Origin of the sequence: Candidatus Accumulibacter aalborgensis, from assembly GCF_900089955.1 — a bacterium.
GTDB lineage: Bacteria > Pseudomonadota > Gammaproteobacteria > Burkholderiales > Rhodocyclaceae > Accumulibacter > Accumulibacter aalborgensis.
The window spans coordinates 1-18,176 of the sequence record NZ_FLQX01000144.1; the positions used below are offsets into that span (position 1 = coordinate 1).

An 18,176-nucleotide genomic window follows, 5' to 3' on the forward strand; every position below is an offset into this window, starting at 1 on the left:
GCTTTCAAGCCAGTCGCAAAAAATTTGGCAAACATGCAAAATGGGTTCTGTGTAAGGATATGGCTTGAAGCCGACTGCGGCAGGCTCACTAACCAACCGGGTATCGGTGCGCCGCGCCCCGAGTTGGGCGACGGCGTACGAATGCTGCCGCACGGGCGTTACCTCATTTTCTACTGGGCAAATGAGGACGTTGTTCGGATTGCGCGAGTCCTGCACAGCGCTCGTGATATGGGGACAGCATTTCAGCAGTGACCTTGCACCGTCCGACTTGGGTGGCCGGCTCGCCAGGGGGCGATTGCCGAAGTCGGCGGGTTCTCCCCCGCCCTGCTTGCCATGGCCAGCGCATGTCATGGATGGTCGGTGAGGCGATAATGCCGGCGGCGGCGTCAGCCCTTGGGAACGAAGTGGGTGCTCGTCCTGGTGACCACGCCGTGGTCATCGAAATGGACGTTGAAGTACCACTCCATTCCCGAGTCGACCTTCGTCTTCCAGTCCCAGACGATTTCCTGCTTCAGCGAGAACGGGGCCCTGGTGAGCCGGTTGGCCGAGCAGGTAAGGCACTTCGTCAGTGCTCATTCCCGGCCTGACCTTGCCACAATCCTCCTCCGTCAGTACCTGCCGCACTTCCTGCCAAGAGCTTGCCGAACATGCCTTCCCTTGCTCCACTCATTGCAGCCAGCAGCCAGGATGGCCGGCGCCAAGGCACGAGGGCCTGAGGATTTTTCAGCCGTTCGACCTGCCCCGGCTCGACTGTCGCCGGGCTTTCCTGTGGTCGGCAAATTGAGATTGACGCGGCATAATGCGGGCTCATATGACATATACTCTGCTTGGCGCTGCTGGATTTCCTATTCTTTGCACCGGGAGACTGACATGACGATCAAGCACCGGCTCGCCACAGCCTGCGGCGCTTGCTGGCAACGGAGCCTCGCACATGAATCGTGGCAATGGGAAAAATATTCGGCACAGGGATTCAATTTGCGGGAGTGAAAATGAATATGTTTCGGCAGCTTCACGAGTGGTCGGAAAAGAACATCTGGAACACCCTTACCAGGAAGCTGATGGGCTTCACTCTCGTGTTCCTCATCAATCTGGTGTACGTTGGTATTTATCTGTATGTCAAGGCTTCGGTTCTGGACACGCTGAGCAGTTCGGGCGCCAATGCTGAAGTCGCCAGGGTGGTCGTATCGGCGCTTGACCAGGGGCTGGTGTGGATGGCCATTCTGACCGGAATTGCATTCGTCTGGATCATTCTCCAGATTGCATACGTGCGTTATCTGGTAGTCAGCCCGGTCAAGAATATGGCGCGCATCTTTGACGAAATCGCCTCCGGTCAGGGAGATTTTTCACGCGATCTGCCAGCGACAACTCACGATGAATTCGGCGACCTGGCCATTTCCTATAACCGATTCGCTGACCGGATACGAGAAATCATCGGTGAAATACGCAAGATGAGTGTCAGCATTGCACGCGACGCGGCAATCATGCGCAAGAGCGTCGGTGAGACATCAACCCGTGCAGCGCGTCAGGGAAAATTGACTGAGGCGGTGTTTACCGCCAGTAACGAGGCGACAAAAGCGATCAACGAGGTCTCTTTGTCGACCGAACTTATCTCCCGGTCGACCGAAGTCAACCTCGGGAATGCCAAGGGCTCTTTGCAGGAAATGCTCGAAATTGTCGTCAAGGTGCAGTCGGTCAGCAAGAAACTGGCACGTTTCAACGATACCGTTGCCCATCTCAGCCAGCGTTCTGACAGCATTCGCACCATGGCCGCTCTGATTAGGGATGTCGCCGACCAGACCAATCTGCTGGCCTTGAATGCCGCCATTGAAGCGGCGCGTGCCGGTGAAATGGGGCGTGGTTTTGCCGTGGTCGCCGATGAGGTGCGCAAACTGGCCGAGCGCGTCAATAATTCAGCCTTGGAGATCACTCAAAGTGTGACGGGAATGATTGCCCTGGTGCAAGACACACAAAGCGAGAACGACATGATCAACGTGGATATCCGCCAGACGCGCGAAGTGGTCGAGCGGTCATCCGAACAGTTTCGACAGATGGTCGGTGATTTTGAAGGAACCAGCGGCCAATTGATCCAGATTGCCGCAGCAATGGAACAACTGACCGCAACCAATGCGCAGGTGCACGAGAACATGCGCCAGGTTCATTCCCTGTCGGGCGAGGTCGCGCAGAGGATGGGCAGTTCCGAAAAAGCGGCTGGGGAGCTTTCGAATACGACCGAGTCGGTTCAGGAACTGGTTTCCAGCTTCAAGATCGGCCGTGGGACATTCGACTACAACATTGATTTGGTGCGAAAGTTTCGTGATGAGCTGCAGAGGAAGCTTGAGGATATGCGCCAGCGAGGTGTCAATGTAATGGATCGTAACTACCGACCGATCATGACGCCGAAGACCAAACCGCAGAAATTTACGGTGTCCTATGACGAAGCCTATATGCGCGAATGTCAGGGATTGCTTGATTCGGCACTGGCGTCGATCAAAGGCGGCGTTTACGCGGTGGGGGTTGATTTCAACGGCTACCTAGTGGCCCACAATGCCCCGTTCTCGCAACCGCTGACTGGCGATCAACAGAAGGATCTGATCGGTAATCGCACACATCGCATGTTCGACACACCCACCGAGCTGAGAGCAGCGAAGGCCACGGCACCGCTTCTCCTGCAAACCTATCTTCGCGATACCGGCGAACTGATGTGCGACATCAGCATGCCAATTTACGTTGGCGGCGTTCACTGGGGGGCGGTACGGGTTGGTTGCCACACCGCCGCCCTGCTTGAAGGGTAAGGCCTGGCGGCAGGTTTTCCGTGATGGCCGTAGGTCGAGTCGCAGAAGTCTGACCGAGGACCTGCTGATCCGGCAGCATCGCCGACAGAAGGAGCAAGGTCTCCGCTGCGATCACGGCAATTTTCACTCGGCCAGCGAGCTCAGCCTTTGGGAACGAAGTGGGTGCTGGTCCTGGTGACCACGCCGTGGTCATCGAAATGGACGTTGAAGTACCACTCCATTCCCGAGTCGACCTTCGTCTTCCAGTCCCAGACGGTTTCCTGCTTTAGCGAGAACCGGGCCTGGTGAGCCGGTTGGCCGAGCAGATAACGCACTTCGTCAGTGGTCATGCCGGGACTGACCTTGGCGAAATTCTCCTCCGTCAGCACCTGCCGCACTTCGCGCAGGACATTGTCGGGGCCGATGACCAGCATATAATTGACCATTCCTTCCGGGGTGCGCGGGTACTCCCACGTGCGCGTGCCGTCATCGTCCCGCCACTCGAGGTTTGGCTGGCCCATGATCTGGCGCACCTCATCGGCGCTGCTGCGACCAGGCCTGAGTTTGTTCAGCTTGTCGGCATCGCAGGCCGACAGGACGGCGGCGATCAGACCGGGTAGAACAATACCTGCCAAAAGTTTCCCGAACATGCCTTCCCGTGCTCCACTCATTGCGGCCAGCAGCCAGGATGGCTGGCGCCAAGGCACGAGTATAGACGACTCCACTCGCGACCCACACTGCTCCCAAAGCCAGGTGCGCAGCGCTGGGGCGAGGCGATCGAAGGCGGCGTGTGGGTCGGCCGCGGTCACGACGAGGGCTGCCTTGACTGCCTTTTCCTCTGCATGCCGATTCGCTCTTGTCCGTGCCAGCACGTCGAGCGACATTTCCGGCGATCATCCGAACAACATGGCGATCCTGATTCGGTCCATAACTGACGTGGATCGGCTCACCAGCACCACCACCAGGCCATCCACTCCTTCGGCGCCGGTGGTACCATTGCGGTACCATGTCAGGCGGATCCACCGTCGTTCGCCATTCAGTCCCAAGGCGCCGAGTGCCGCCATCTCCTAGTGCAGTCGTGCCTCCACCCCGGGGCTAGGGCACCAGTCACGCCACAAGTTGGCGCTTGGGTCGGGGAGCGCCTCGACGCCAAGTCAGGCCACTGGTCTGGGTAATGGAAGTTGAAACCTTCCCGCGATGATACCGGCCACGGTCAAGTCTTCGTCAAGGTCTTCCCATCTCAGCGCATGACCATTCACTTCAACCCGAACCTTCTTGAGATGATCTTCAGACGCTTGACCAAGAATGCAAAAACGGTCCGCCGGAAACCCGAATATCCGTCCGTCCGTCAGTTCAAGGTAGATGAACCGCTTTTCGGCCCAAGCTCTGATTGCCACGGGTTCGGTTTCAGTGATTATGGTATTCATGGTATTTGTCGATCAATATTTGTTCGTTTTCAGAGACAAGCCGCTCGATTTCTCGTAGGTCAAGAGGAGCTAACGCGCGATTGCGAGCTAACGCATCACGTCGAAAATTACGCTCATCGGTTCGCTACCAGTATGGCTCCGGTAGCGAACCGGCCCGTGATAGACGAATCTCGCCGCCGTACCGCCGGCCAACCTGGCCTCGCGAACGAACAAGTGGAGGCTGATGCCCAGCCGCTGGTGATCGATAAGTTCCCTTCCCCGCTTCCTCGCCGGCGAAGTCGAATTCTGGCTTTGCCAGTGGAAGGTGCGCTCATCCAGCCAATGGTCCAGATAGCGATGGTCCTCGGCTTTGCCCTGCTTGTTGAGGGTTACCAGCAGGACGTGAGCCTTCTGAGCTTTGAGAGTGACATGGCCGCTATTCCAATTGCCGGCGTTGAACGTCTCGCCGAATAGCGACGGGATCTCTTCGCGCAACCACGCCTGGCCAATGGCCATCTCCAGAGGGTCGATGACTGCCTTGAGCCGGGCGAGGGTGCGCATTTCGTCAGTGGCGGGCAGGTCGTGGTAGTCCGGGTTGCTGGCCTTGAGGAGGTAGCCGCCGTCCGCCGTCCTGCTGACCGCACGCAAGAGGTACTGATCGTCACCGGCCTCATCCTGCCTTTCGATCGCCAGGACGCAACCAGTGATCGACCCGGCGCTACCGGCGCCGAGATGCTCGAGCAATAGATAGTCGCCGTCGCGAATCGGCTCCTTGCCGCCACCCATCGAGTTGCCCACAGCGCACGCGATGAAGTGTCGCGCGGGGTCCAGGCGACCATAGCCACTTCCCAGGGTACGATACTCCTCGGCCTCAGCGCTGCCAGTCCTGAAATGCCCGCAGGCGATTTTGAGGTTGGGGAAGAATGGCAGTTCGGTGCGGGTCGCCACGGGGGGGCCGGCCGGCCGGCGAAGGGGAATCACGTTGTCGGCACTTTGCTCCGGCGCACGTCGCACCTCGTAGGCGGCGAGGCGGTAATCGACGAGTTCCTGGACCAGCGCAGAAAAGGCCTCCAGATGATCGTCCGGTACACTGAAGGTCGGTGCCAGGCGTTGATCCACCGTCTTGAAGAAAACGGTGGCCGACGAGGTCCGATTAACGCCAGTCCAGGCGGCAACGGGATTCCGCTGCCAATACCGTTGCCAAGCCTCGCTTGTCCCATCGGCGAGAACACGCAGGTCGGCCGGCAAGTCGGCCAGGAGTGGGCGACGGCGCTGCAGGACCTGCCAAGAACGTTCGGCCAGTTCGGCAAGCGTTGCCGGGCTTCGCCAGCCGTCGAGTTCCTGCATCGCTTCCAGCAGCACCATCTTGTAACTCCTGGTCATGCTCGTCGCCTCCACTTCGCACAGGAAGGCGCGCTGCGAGGCGGCGACGGCCGATTCGGTCGGCTCCAGGTCACCCATGACCTCTACCAATTCCAACCAGCTTCCGAACTGCCTGCGCATCGTCAAGAGGTTGGCGCCGGATCGGAAGAACTCGCCGAGGCTGGGCCGCCTGCCAAGACCTTCCTTGAGCGCTGCGTAGTCTTTCTCGGTACCTTGGCCATCGAGCGACTTCAGGAAGTCGATCAATTTGAGGTCGTAATTGACGTAGCAGCCAGCTGGCAGCAGCAATCGTCCCTGCTCGACCTGGCGAGCAAACGCCGCGAGTTGCCGGTAACTGGTACCTACGTTGAGCAAGGCCAGCGGCTTATGCAGAAAGCTGTGGTGGTTGCCGATGAAATCGAGAACCACCAAGCGCTCCTTCTCATCGGTCTTTCGCAGTCCACGGCCAAGTTGCTGCAGGAAGAGGACTTTCGACTCGGTTGGGCGCAACATCATGACCGTGTCGATGGCCGGAAGGTCGACCCCTTCATTGAACAGGTCGACTGAGAAAATAACCGCCAGACGGCAGTCGCGCAATTGCTCCAGAGCATCACCGCGACTCAGCGACGAGCCCGAATAGACCGCTGCTGCGGCGATGCCGACCTGCTGGAAGTGCGCTGCCATGAACTCGGCATGGCGGGTCGACACGCAGAAGGCGAGCGTGCGTTGCTGGCCTCGCTGCTGCCATTCGCGCAAGGCATGCCGCGCACGCGCCAAGGTGGCGAGCTTGTTGGCCAGTTGTTCGGGGTCGAAGCGACCATTGCGCCAGGGAATCTCCCGGTAATCGACCGAATCGTCATAGATCCCGTAGTAGTGAAAAGGGGCAAGCAAACCGCCTTCGATGCCGGCGAACAAGTCATGCGTGAAAACGAGGTTGTCGTCGCACAACGAGAGGATGTCGGATTGATCGGTGCGGTCGGGAGTCGCCGTCAGCCCGAGCAAGAAGCGGGGGGCGAAGTAATTGAGCACGCGCCGATAGGTCGCGGCGGCAGCATGGTGGAATTCGTCAATGACCAGGTAGTCGAAGTGCCCCGGCGAAAAGCGCTCCAGGTGGGACGAGCGGCTCAAGGTCTGCACCGAAGCACAGAGCACATCGACCTCCGCATCCCGCGTTTGCCCTCGGTAAAACCCAACGCGCGCCTTGGGCCGAATGCGCAGGAAAGTCTCCGCGGCCTGGTCGAGAATTTCTTCGCGATGAGCGACGAACAAGACACGCTGCGCACCCGTCTGCTGGGCATCGAATGCCGACAACCAGGTTTTGCCCAGCCCGGTAGCCAGCACTACCAGCCCACGTTGAAACCCTTGCTGGCGAGTTGCCCGCAGCGCGGCCAAGGCCGCCAACTGCACAGCCGTTGCTTGTGGTGGTGCTTCCTGCTCCTGACTTCCGGGCGCGACTCCCCGTGGTGGAGGAACCCTGCGTGCTTCATAGCGCTCAATCCACACGTCGGTCAGAGGAACCGTCCTCGGGTGCGCAAAAACCCCCTCGAAACCCATCCTCGTTTCGAGAAAGCCATCGTCGCCGGGATAGTCGATCCGGTAGTTCCATTCCAGACCCTCTTGCAGGGCTTGTCGGCTGATGTTGCTCGAACCGATGAACGCCGTTCCATGGCGTTGCCCGGTCTCGGTGTAGCGGGTGAACACGTACGCCTTCAGGTGAAAGCTGCTGTTAGCCGTTTCATATACTCGGACTTGCGCTCCTTTTTCCTGCAGCAGCAAGAGCAGGCGCAGTGCATCGGGATCAGTGACGTCCAGGTAGTCGCTGGTCACCACCCGGAGTCGTGCCCTCGGAGCCCCTGTCTCGCTCGCAGACGCGAGAGCGTCATGCAGGTCCGGCAAGAGCAGGCGCAAGCCCGTGGCTTTGATAAAGGCGACGGCCAGGTCCACTTCCTCCGCGCGGCTGATCGATTGGCAGAGGTGGGGCAGAAATGGGTTGTCCCCTCCGGTGAGCAGCTTGTTCGTGGCAGCGCTGCGAACGGCAATCGCGTTGATCCACTGGTCTTGACGGTCAGGTCGCTGATCCTCCGTCAACCAGCAATCGAGCGTGCTCAGACTCGGCAACGTGTTCAACCATCCTCGCAGGGTGGCTTCGCTGACATCCGTATAGTGGCGGCTTGTATGTTCTCGCTCGCCCTCGCCGACCTTGAAGCTGACGTAGAAAGCACCGCCCGCCTTGAGCGCAGACCACAGCCGCTGCAATGTTGGTGGAATCTCGAGCGCAGGGAGGTGAAGCAGGCTGGCGCAAGCCCATATGCCGTCATAATGCTCCTGCGCGTTAACGTCGGCGAAGGTCTTGACGGCGACAGGCTGACCGAGATGGTGTGAAGCCAATTCTGCCAATCGTGGCGAAGCGTCAAAGGCAACGACACGGTATTTGCGTAGCAGGAAAGCCTTGGCGTCTCGTCCTGAACCGCAGCCGGCATCGAGGATCAGGCCGCAGGGCTGGAGATATGCGAGGAAGCGCTCATGAAGCGCGGACATGTCGACGTCGGCCGTTTCGGCAAAGAAAGAATCCGCGTTCTCGTCGTAGTAAGCCAGGGTGTCAGTCATCTTCTCGGAAGGTGCTGGATTCACCGCTGCACACTGGCGGGCTGCCCGACCGGGAATCCACGGTTGGCACGTCTTTCTTCGAATTGTTCTGGGTGACGAGCAGTCTACTCCTTCCTTCCGGGTCGTGGGCTGTTCCACCCGCCCCGGTTGGCGTCGCCATGTTCCGGGAAGCGGATGACCTCCACAAGCCGAGCAACCCGGGACTGATCCGGGTCGCCGCAGACAGACGGCTATGGCTCGGCTTCATCCAGCCCGCGGTCAGGCCAAAGGCCGCCACATGCATAGGATTCGGCCATCCGTAGGGTGCAATAAGCGAAGCGCATTGCACCAGGCAGCGAAAGGCCGGACGCGACGACAGGCAGGGACAAGGCGAGTAAAGCGGCTTGACCATCTGGCGCAATGCCCTTCGGTTATTGCGCCCTACAGGCTACGGGCTGGCCGGGATGGATGAGTTTTTCTTGGTCATCGCATGAGAATCGATCGTTTGCCGCACTGCAGCATGAGGGATATCGTGGCGACATTCCCTCACGAAGGGCAAATTCAAGCGCAAGGAGCCGACACCATGAACTATCCCAAGACACTTTCCATAGCCCACGGTCATGATGGGCAGCACGACGCATCCGGCTCGGTCATTCTTGCCGCCTGGCAAGCGTTGCAACTTCTTTTCGCCGGCCTTTGCGAGCCCGCGCAGACCGCTGGCAAGAACCCAGGCGCCTACCCGGCGACCTTCATCAATCTTCCCTGATCGACTAGCGCTTACTGGCCGGCCCTTCCCTCTTCCCGCCGCGCCAGTTCCGACCACGTAAAGTCTATGTGGGCGAGCATTGCCTGCCTCGCCTCGTCCGCCTGCTGCGTGCGGATGCCATCCCAGATGCCCAGGTGCTGCCGGCGCAGATGATCGGTGACCTCTCCGGTCGGATCTTCCATGGCCATCAGATTAAGGCAGATGTGTTCGCGCAGCATGCGTACAATTCCTGAGTGCAGGTAGAGAAACATGCTGTTGTGCGAGGCTTCGGCGAGGGCCTCGTGGAAGTCGGCGTCAGCCCGGTACTCTTCCTCCTTTTCGCCCGTGTCGTAGGCATCGGTCAGGCGTCTGATGATGCCTTCGATCCTTTCCAGATCGTTCGCGTTGGCACGCAGCGCGGCGTAATACGCCGTCGCACCCTCCAGTTCGCGGCGAAACTCCAGCGTATCCCAACGTAAATCCGGATGGGCGGCCACCAGTTGCCGCCACGGCGACGAAATGGCCGTCTGCAGGCGATCGCTGACAAAAACGCCGCTGCCATGCCTGCTGAACAGCAGGCCACGGTCCTTCAGGGAAAAAATCGCTTCACGCACCGAGTTCCGCGAAACACCCATCGTTTCCGCCAGGACCCGTTCGGCCGGCAAACGCATGCCGACCGGCCAGGAACCATCCAGCAGGTGCACTTCGAGTGCTCGCCGGGTCTGTTCTGCAACGCTATGCGATGCCATGGCGCCATCCTCCTGGTGCGTCTTCAGCGACCGAGCTGGTGCTGAAAAACAATTGGTACTACCAATTTCCGGTCAATTCTATCTCTGATTAATCTGTGCGCCACTGGTTTTCGTTAAGTGCAACGTATTACCATAGAGTGAATGCCCCGCCGGCGTTGCAAAGAAAGGGGCCTAAGCACCCGTCGTATCTCTGGAGGAGGAAGCCAAAAATGAACTCACTGATTTCTGCACTGCGCACGTATTTCCCCGCAGCGAGCGTCATTACCGACGAGTTGCGTCTGCTGGCCTGGGGCACCGATGCCAGCTTTTACCGACTGATCCCCCAGGTTGTGGTCGTCGTGGAAAGCGAAGACGACGTCGCGTACGTGCTGACGGTGGCCGCGCAGAAAGGCATTCACCTGACCTTCCGCGCCGCCGGAACGAGCCTTTCGGGACAGGCGGTGACCGACGGTATCCTGGTGCTCATCGGTGAAGCGTTCGCCACCTGCGAAATCGGCCCCGACGCCACCACGGTGCGCGTCGGGCCCGGCATCATCGGCGGCGAAGTCAATTACCGCCTCGCCCCGCATGGCCGCAAGATCGGCCCGGACCCGGCGTCGATTGGCGCCTGCAAGATCGGTGGCATCGCTGCCAATAACGCCTCCGGCATGTGCTGTGGCACGGCACAGAACAGCTACCGCACCCTGGCCGGACTACGCGTGGTGTTCGCCGACGGCGCCGTGCTCGACACCGAGGACCCGTTCAGCGTCGCCCGCTTCTACGAAAGCCATGCCACCCTGGTCGACGAACTGGCGCGCCTGGGCGCCGCGACGCGGGCCGACGAAGCGCTGGCTGCCCGCATCCGCCACAAGTACAAGATCAAGAACACCACCGGCTACAGCCTCAATGCCCTGATCGACTACGAAGATCCCATCGACATTCTCGCGCACCTGATGATCGGCTCCGAGGGAACGCTGGGCTTCATGTCACGCATCACCTACCGCACCGTCGTCGAGGACCCTTTCAAGGCCAGTACGCTGGTCTTTTTTCCGACCATCGAAACCGCCTGCCAGGCCGTCATCCGCCTCAAGCAGGAGCCGGTGTCGGCCGTTGAAATGCTCGATCGCCCGGCGCTGCGCTCGGTTGAAGACAAGCCCGGATTGCCGCCGATCATTCGTACGCTGGGGAACGATGCCGCTGCCCTGCTGATCGAGGTACGTGCGGAAAGCGCCGTGCTCCTGCAGCAGCGCATTGACGCCGCACTCGGTGCGTTGACCGGCATCGCCACGGTTGAAGCGCCGACCTTTTCAACCGACCCCGCTACCTGCGAAATGTACTGGAAAGTGCGCAAGGGCACTTTCCCCTCGGTCGGAGCGATGCGCCGCGCGGGCACCACGGTGATCATCGAGGACGTCGCCTTCCCCATCGAATCGCTGGCCGCCGCGACGCTCGACCTGCAGGCACTGTTGCGCGAGCATGGCTACAGCGAGGGAATCATCTTCGGCCATGCGCTCGAAGGCAATCTGCATTTTGTATTCACGCAGGATTTCTCGGACGCTGCGGAAGTGGAGCGTTACGCCCGTTTCATGGATGAGGTCTGCAAGCTGGTCATCGACAAGTACGACGGTTCGCTCAAGGCCGAGCACGGTACAGGCCGCAACATGGCACCTTTCGTCGAGATGGAATGGGGCCGGCAGGCTACCGACCTGATGCGCCGGATCAAGAAGCTCTTCGACCCGGACAATCTGCTCAATCCTGGGGTGATCATCAACGACGACCCGCAGGCGCACCTGAAAAACCTCAAGCCAATGCCGGCCGCCGAAGATATCATCGACCGCTGCATCGAGTGCGGCTTCTGTGAGCCCTTGTGCCCTTCGCACCGGCTGACCCTCTCGCCCCGCCAGCGCATCGTGAGCTGGCGGGAGCTGTCGCGCCGCGCCGCCGCTGGCGAAGAGGCTGCCGACGTGGGCAGGGATTTTGCCTATTTTGGTCTCGACACCTGCGCCGGCTGCGGTCTGTGCTCGACCGCCTGCCCGGTCGGCATCGACACCGGCGAGCTGACACGCCGCCTGCGCGGCCGCGGTCTGGGGAATAAAACGCCCTCGCACAAGGTTGCGAACTGGACAGCGGGAAATTTCGGCAAGGTGGCGACTGCTTCCCGCGTCGGTCTGTCGATCGGCCATGCGGTCTCCGGCGTGGTCGGTGAAAGCCTCGTCGCTCGCCTCTCGGGCGGCGCCTGGAAGCGCGGCATGCCCCAGGCGGGCAAAGCGCCCAAGGCGCAGCAAGGCACGGGCACGGGTGATCCGGTCGTCTATTTCCCCGCCTGCGGCGGGCGCATCTTTGGCGCCAACACCGCCGACGAGGCGACACTGCCGGAAGTCATCCTGGAACTGCTGGTGCGCGCCGGCTACGACCCACGCTTGCCGGCAGGCTTCGACAAGCTCTGCTGCGGCCAGATGCTCGCCAGCAAGGGAATGGCCGAGGAGGCCGAGCAAATGGCCGACACGGTGACCGCTGCGCTGCTCAAGGCAGCGGACGATGGGCACGGCGGCTATTATCCGGTGATCATGGATGCCAGCACCTGCTCGGTGCGCATGCAGAAACACCTCGCTGGTCGCCTGGCACTGCTTGATTTCCATGAATTCGCCCACGATGCGCTGCTGCCCCGCCTGATGCTTACCCGCAAGCGAGGACCGATTGCGCTGCATATCAATTGCAGCGTCCGCCGCGCGGCTTCCGACACCAAGCTGCGCCGCCTGATCGCGGCCTGCGCCGAAGAAATCGTCGAGCCGGCCGGCGTCACCTGCTGCGGCTTCGCCGGGGACCGCGGCTTCGTGGTCCCGGAACTCAACGTCCACGCCCTGCGCAAGGTGCATGAGGCCTTGCCCGCCAACTGCTGCGAGGGGGTATCGACCAACCGCACCTGCGAAATTGGCCTCACCGCCGAAACCGGCCGGCCGTACCGCTCCATCGCTTACCTGCTGGAGGAGTGTAGCCGTACGGAATCCATGGGAGCTTGCTGAGCCCCGTCAACCATCGCCACAAGAGCGATCTAAGCAGTTCATTACAAAGGAGATTCTTATGACATGGCAAATGAATGTCGATCCGCTTGGCAATATCGGATTGTCCGCACTGGTCGCGGCAATACCGATCTTCTTTCTGTTCTGGGCGCTGGCAATCAAACGCATGAAGGGTCAGTTTGCGGCGATGGGGGGTACCGGGCTGGCGATCCTGATCGCGGTGTTGGTCTACAAGATGCCCATCGATCTGGCAGCGCTCGCGACACTGTACGGTGGCGCGTTCGGGCTTTTTCCGGTCTGCTGGATCGTCGTGACAGCGCTCTTCATCTACAACATGTCGGTGAAGACGGGGCAGTTCGAGGTGATCAAGAACTCGCTGGCCTCGATTTCGGACGACCGACGCCTGCAAGCACTGCTGATCGCGTTTTCCTTCGGTGCCTTCATCGAAGGTGCCGCCGGTTTCGGTACGCCGGTGGCGATTACGGCTGCGATGCTGGCCGGCCTCGGCTTCAACCCCCTCTATGCGGCGTCCATCTGTCTGCTGGCCAACACGGCGCCGGTCGCCTGGGGTGCCATCGGGATTCCGATCGTGGTCGGTGGACAGGTTGCGGGAATTCCCGACTTCGCGCTCAGCCAGATGGTCGGCCGGACACTGCCGATCGTCAGCGTTTTCATCCCCCTCTATCTGGTTGTCGTCATGTCGGGATGGAAGAAGGGTTGGGAGGTCTGGCCCGCGTGCTTCGTCAGCGGTGGCTCCTTCGCCATTGCGCAATTTTTCTCGGCCAACTCGCCGGTTACGGCCCCGCTGCTTCCCGATATCATTGCATCGCTCACCTCGATCATCTGCACGGTCGCCTTTCTCAAGGTCTGGCATCCGAAAGAAAGCTGGCATTTCCCGGATGAACCCAAGAGCCTGGGCAAAGAAGCGCTCCAATTCACCGGCGGTCAGATCTTCCGCGCGTGGGCACCGTTCATCATCCTGTCGCTCTTCGTCTGCGCCTGGGGCATCAAGCCGGTCAATCAAGCGCTCAACCAGATGACCAAGATCGTCTTCGACTACGCCATACCGATTTCCGGACTGGACAAGATGGTCATCGACCAGGTCGGCAAACCCAAGCCTGCCGTCTATAACTTCAACTTCCTGAGCGCAGCCGGAACGGCCATTCTGTTCGCCTGGTTCTTCTCGATCATGGTCATGGGCGCATCGCTGAAGACGGCAGCGGGCGTCGCTGGTGCTACGCTGAAGACCCTCAAATGGCCGATCGTGACCATTGCGACGATTCTCGGCTTTGCCTATATCATGAACTTTTCCGGCATGGCGATCACCCTTGGTTACGCGTTTGCGACGACCGGTGCGGCCTTCCCCTTCTTCGCCAGCCTTCTCGGTTGGCTGGGGGTGTTCATGACCGGTTCCGACACCTCGACCAACGCCTTGTTTGGCAAGCTCCAGGCAGTCACTGCCGAGAAGCTCGGTATCGACCCGGTGATCACGATGTCGGCCAACACCTGCGGCGGCGTTTGCGGGAAGATGATCTCGCCGCAATCAATTGCCGTCGCCACTGGCGCCACAGGATTGGTCGGCCGCGAATCCGAGATCTTTCGGTTCACGTTCAAGCACTCGGTTTTCCTTGTGCTGATCATCGGCGTCCTGCACATGCTCTGGACGTACGTATTCCCCGGTATCGTTCCGGCTTACGTCAAGCCCGTGGCTGCAGCCGCCGCCGCATTGGCGGCCGCGGCCGGGCCGATCGTGATCAACCCGGATGGCTTGATGTGGCTGGGAGTATTCGTTGGCATCGTGGCTCTGGTGACCATCCTTTCGCGAGTCGTGGGCGCCAATCTGGCGGCCCCGACCGCAGGACACGACGGCGTCCATTTCCACTGAGAAGGAACGCAGGAAGCAGTCCTTTCCCGAGGGTGCCGCGGCGACGAATCATCGCCGCGGGCACCCTCGGGCACGACACGGGATCAACAGCCGATGAACCAGACGCCAGACAGAGAAGGCCCGGCGAGCCGTTTCCCGACGATCCGCCAGGTCGAGGCCGGAGCCGTCCTCCGCTGGCTACAGGCCGGCTGGAATGACTGCCGCCGGGGAGGCTTGGCGAGTCTTTTCTACGGCGCGTGTTTTGCTACGACGGGATGGCTGATGCAGGTGGTTTTTGCGCAAGCCTATGCCCTTTTTGCCGGCCTCACCACCGGCTTCCTCCTGCTCGGCCCTTTCCTGGCCATGGGACTGTACGACCTGAGTCGGCGTATCGAACTTGGCGAGCCACCGCAACTGATCCCCACCCTCGCCGCCTGGCGCCCGAACCTGGCCAACGTCGGCTTGTTTGCGGCCGTCCTGGCGGTCGTCCTCCTGGTCTGGGCGCGCGCGTCAATCATTGTCTTTGCGCTCTTTTTCGCTGGTGGTTTGCCCAGCTTTGGCGATGTCGTGCGCATAGTGCTGACTTTCGAGCAGGTCGATTTTGCCCTCGTCTATTTTGCGGTTGGGGGCTTCTTCGCCACCTTCGTGTTTGCCATTGGAGTGATCGCCCTGCCCTTGATGCTCGACCGCAAGACCGATGCGATCACTGCAGCGATCGCCAGCCTCGTCGCCTGCGGCCGCAACCCGGGACCGATGCTGCTCTGGGCGGCGTGTATAGTGGTCCTCGTCGGTATCGGTTTCGCGACTTTCTTCTTCGGCCTGATCGCGACCATGCCGCTGATTGGGCACGCGACCTGGCACGCCTACCGTGACCTCGTCGAGCGGGAAGGTCAAACCTGCCCTGTGGACGAGTGAAGAATTCGCGGCGGCCGTAAGCCGTCACGACGCCCGGATCGCGGCCATGGAGCTCACTATCTGGGTCGGCTCCTAGCCGACGTTTACCTGGTCGATTGGGGCCACGAAGTGCACGAGCGCTTTGCCCTGCCCTTTTTCCTGGACTACACGGGGGGCTACGAAGTCTGGCTGGCTGCGCAGTCCAGACTCGCCAGTCTTTAAGCGCGCCACGGCAGGGGCGGTGGCGCAAGGCGCTTCGCACTACCATCGCCGACCGGGCCGAAGCGCGGATCACCTGTTTCCCACTGGCTTTGCGCTTCGGCAATGGCTGATTTGGTGAAGCCAACGAAATTCCACCATATCAGGACCGGCTGATCGAAAGGGCGCCCGCCGATCAGCAGCACTTTGGCTCCGGCGGCCAGGTTCAGGGGTAGCCTATCCTGGCCGCGCCCGAGGTAGGCGAATTCGTCAGTTCGCAAGACTTCTTCGCCGATGGCAGCTTCCCCGGCCAGCGGCAGCAGTCCGTATTCGAAATCGGGATCTTGTTGAAGGTTGACCGCAGTCGCCGCGTCGCAGGTGATGTCCAGGCCGAATAGCGGCGAATACAAGCGGGTCGGCGCAGTATGTTCGCCGTAGGAGCCGGCCAATAGGGTCAGTTGGGCGCCACCTTCCTGCCATCGCGGCAGGTCGGGATAATGCGCGAAATTCGGGGCGCAATCCTCTGCTTCAGGCGGTAGTGCGATCCACAGTTGCGCCGCGTGCAGGCGTTGTCCATCGACCACCGAATCCTCGGTATGAGCGATGCCCCGACCGGCAGTCATCAGATTGACCTGCCCGGGACGGATGATCTGCTCGTTGCCCAGGCTGTCGCGATGCCGCACTTCACCCTCAATCAGCCAGGTGAAGGTTTGCAGCCCTGTGTGCGGGTGGGCCCCGACATGCATGCCGTGGCCCGGCGCGAAGTCGACCGGTCCGGCATGGTCGAGGAAACACCAGGCACCGACCATGCGCTGTTGGCGATTGGGCAGGGCGCGGCGAACGAGCATACCGTCGCCGAGGTCGGCGCTGCGTGCTTCGATGCGGACGATGGGGCTCATCGGCTATCTCCTCAGTGGATTTTAAGCGGACAACTTTGGGGTACTGGTTACTGCCGGGGTCAATGGCCAATCTGTCCGAAACGGCCGCTGTTGAAGTCATCGATCGCTTGAGCGATTTCCGCTTGCGAATTCATCACGAAGGGGCCATAGCCAACGACGGGCTCGTTGAGTGCTTGGCCGTTAAGCAGGAGCAGCGTAGTGTCCTCGGCGACAGCGAACTCAAGGTGGCTCGCGTCGCGCTCCATGACTGCCAGTTCGGCGGTGTTGACCGTATGGCGATCGCCGAGGCGAATGGCACCGCGCAGCACGAAAAGTGCTGTCGTATGCCCAGCCGGCAGCGTGAGCGTCACGCGGTGACCGGCCGTCAGGCGCAGGTCCCAGACGTTGATCGGGGTGAAAGTTCGGGCTGGGCCGGCGGCGTCGCCGTAGCGGCCGGCGATGACGCGCACCGTGCCGACCTGACCGGGCAACGCAACTTCCGGAATCTGACTGGCTGTGAGGTTCTGGTAGCCGGGGGCCGCCATCTTGTCCTTGGCCGGCAGGTTTACCCACAACTGAACCATTTCGAAAGCACCGCCTTGTTCAGCGAATTCCGGGCTGTGGTATTCCTCATGGATCAAGCCGGAGGCCGCCGTCATCCACTGTACGTCGCCCGGGCCGATGGTGCCGCCACCCCCCGTCGAGTCGCGGTGCGAAACGCCGCCCTCGTAGACGATGGTCACCGTCTCGAAGCCGCGATGCGGGTGCTGGCCGACGCCGAGCTTGCGGGTTGTCGGCGGGAAATCAGCCGGGCCGGCGTAGTCCATCAGCAGGAAGGGCGATATTTCCTCGGCAATGTCATTGTAGGAAAAGATGCTCTTGACCGGGAAGCCGTCACCGACCCAGTGGCTGCCGTTGCTGCGCTTGATGAATGCCAGTTTTTTCATGACTGCTCTCCGTTAGTCGATGGCTGTACTTTAGCGGGCAGACATTTACCTACTAGATGGTTAAATATGGAAACACTTCCACATTGTCTATCCCCGCCAGCGCTTCATGCCGCCCAAGCTGCGAATGTTTGTTGATTTAGCCTCTCAGGAGTTACGGAAATGGCTGGAGGAATCGTAACCAAAACGCGTCTAGACCCCACGAATGGACCAGCCGATCATCAGCAGGCCGCTCGCGGCGATCCAGCTTCCGGCGACGCGCACGGCGATTCGCGCCCACGGTGCGCGCAACTGGACCACCAGCGCGGCGACCAGGGAGACCAGGACGAACACCGCGGCAGTCAGTCCAAGAGCGGCCACGATCGCGGCTGCCGAGAGGCCCATTCCCGATCCGTTGAGGTAGCCGTGAACCAGGCCAAGGAAGGCACAGAGCGCCGTCATCGAGCGCAGAGAGAGCTTCGCATCGGCGACGACCAGGCCACCCAGCAGGAGAAACCAGAACGATGCCCCCAGCGTGCCGGCGTTGGCCACCGCGGCGGACAATCCTGCGAGACTACCCAGCAACCAGGCCGCCGGCAGGGTAAACATCGCGCTTCGGCCGTAGGCTGCACCGCGCAGCCCGGCCAGCAGCGCGAGCGCCAGCGCAGGCACCAAGTCCTCGGGGCTGGTCAGGAAATGCGCCAGTCCGTCGCAGACCGGGCCCATGCCGCTGGTCTGGAGGTGCGCCCGTGCCGGCCCGCATGCGAGTGCCATGGCGAGCACTGCGGCGATTCGCGAACG

Annotated in this window: 14 protein-coding genes; 6 read left to right on the forward strand and 8 right to left on the reverse strand. The window is 61.1% G+C overall.

Annotation, left to right across the window (positions count from 1 at the left end; genetic code table 11):
* On the forward strand, positions 1 to 252 hold a 252-nt coding region (locus ACCAA_RS17285; RefSeq protein WP_186408498.1), incomplete at its 5' end, for a type II toxin-antitoxin system RelE/ParE family toxin.
* Between the two features lie 183 nt (positions 253 to 435).
* Here the strand turns inward: ACCAA_RS17285 and bamE (ACCAA_RS22770) are convergent.
* Positions 436 to 666, reverse strand: coding sequence for an outer membrane protein assembly factor BamE domain-containing protein (bamE, locus tag ACCAA_RS22770; RefSeq protein ID WP_425394495.1), 231 nt, complete (start codon positions 664 to 666; stop codon positions 436 to 438).
* A 278-nt stretch (positions 667 to 944) separates the two neighbouring features.
* On the opposite strand from bamE (ACCAA_RS22770), the gene ACCAA_RS17295 reads away from it, so the two are divergent.
* On the forward strand, positions 945 to 2,792 hold the full coding sequence (locus ACCAA_RS17295; RefSeq protein WP_245754645.1) for a methyl-accepting chemotaxis protein: 1,848 nt from the start codon (positions 945 to 947) through the stop codon (positions 2,790 to 2,792).
* A gap of 140 nt (positions 2,793 to 2,932) precedes the next feature.
* On the opposite strand, the gene bamE (ACCAA_RS17300) is transcribed toward ACCAA_RS17295, so the two are convergent.
* The 3 genes from bamE (ACCAA_RS17300) to ACCAA_RS17310 form a co-directional block, all read right to left on the reverse strand.
* A complete protein-coding gene (bamE, locus tag ACCAA_RS17300; protein WP_186408500.1) occupies positions 2,933 to 3,421 on the reverse strand; it encodes an outer membrane protein assembly factor BamE domain-containing protein in 489 nt (162 codons plus the stop codon).
* 504 nt (positions 3,422 to 3,925) lie between these two features.
* Entirely contained in the window at positions 3,926 to 4,198 is a 273-nt protein-coding gene (locus tag ACCAA_RS17305; protein WP_186408501.1) for a DUF2442 domain-containing protein, read from the reverse strand.
* An 87-nt stretch (positions 4,199 to 4,285) separates the two neighbouring features.
* Positions 4,286 to 8,146 carry a DUF3427 domain-containing protein gene (locus ACCAA_RS17310; protein ID WP_186408502.1) on the reverse strand — a complete coding sequence of 1,287 codons (3,861 nt, stop codon included), beginning with the start codon at positions 8,144 to 8,146 and terminating at the stop codon, positions 4,286 to 4,288.
* Positions 8,147 to 8,708: 562 nt separating this feature from the next.
* On the opposite strand from ACCAA_RS17310, the gene ACCAA_RS17315 reads away from it, so the two are divergent.
* A complete protein-coding gene (locus ACCAA_RS17315; RefSeq protein WP_186408503.1) occupies positions 8,709 to 8,891 on the forward strand; it encodes a hypothetical protein in 183 nt (60 codons plus the stop codon).
* An 11-nt stretch (positions 8,892 to 8,902) separates the two neighbouring features.
* Here the strand turns inward: ACCAA_RS17315 and ACCAA_RS17320 are convergent, their stop codons facing one another.
* Positions 8,903 to 9,619: a FadR/GntR family transcriptional regulator gene (locus tag ACCAA_RS17320; RefSeq protein WP_186408504.1), complete on the reverse strand. Its 717-nt coding sequence runs from the start codon at positions 9,617 to 9,619 to the stop codon at positions 8,903 to 8,905.
* Positions 9,620 to 9,828: 209 nt separating this feature from the next.
* Here ACCAA_RS17320 and ACCAA_RS17325 point away from each other — a divergent pair, with 209 nt between their 5' ends.
* The 3 genes from ACCAA_RS17325 to ACCAA_RS17335 all read left to right on the forward strand — a co-directional run bounded on the left by ACCAA_RS17325 (position 9,829) and on the right by ACCAA_RS17335 (position 15,397).
* A complete protein-coding gene (locus ACCAA_RS17325) occupies positions 9,829 to 12,621 on the forward strand; it encodes an FAD-binding and (Fe-S)-binding domain-containing protein (protein ID WP_186408505.1) in 2,793 nt (930 codons plus the stop codon).
* A 58-nt stretch (positions 12,622 to 12,679) separates the two neighbouring features.
* Positions 12,680 to 14,503, forward strand: a complete 1,824-nt coding sequence (locus ACCAA_RS17330; protein ID WP_186408506.1) for an L-lactate permease — start codon at positions 12,680 to 12,682, stop codon at positions 14,501 to 14,503.
* A gap of 93 nt (positions 14,504 to 14,596) precedes the next feature.
* Positions 14,597 to 15,397 carry a DUF2189 domain-containing protein gene (locus ACCAA_RS17335; protein WP_186408507.1) on the forward strand — a complete coding sequence of 267 codons (801 nt, stop codon included), beginning with the start codon at positions 14,597 to 14,599 and terminating at the stop codon, positions 15,395 to 15,397.
* Between the two features lie 197 nt (positions 15,398 to 15,594).
* Here the strand turns inward: ACCAA_RS17335 and ACCAA_RS17340 are convergent, their stop codons facing one another.
* The 3 genes from ACCAA_RS17340 to ACCAA_RS17350 form a co-directional block, all read right to left on the reverse strand.
* The gene (locus ACCAA_RS17340) at positions 15,595 to 16,473 is read right to left on the reverse strand and encodes a pirin family protein (RefSeq protein WP_186408508.1); all 879 of its coding nucleotides are present in this window, start codon (positions 16,471 to 16,473) and stop codon (positions 15,595 to 15,597) included.
* Positions 16,474 to 16,532: 59 nt separating this feature from the next.
* Entirely contained in the window at positions 16,533 to 17,399 is an 867-nt protein-coding gene (locus ACCAA_RS17345; RefSeq protein WP_186408509.1) for a pirin family protein, read from the reverse strand.
* A gap of 189 nt (positions 17,400 to 17,588) precedes the next feature.
* Complete coding sequence (locus ACCAA_RS17350) at positions 17,589 to 18,149, reverse strand: HupE/UreJ family protein (protein ID WP_186408510.1); 561 nt, start codon at positions 18,147 to 18,149, stop codon at positions 17,589 to 17,591.
* Positions 18,150 to 18,176 lie beyond the last annotated feature (27 nt).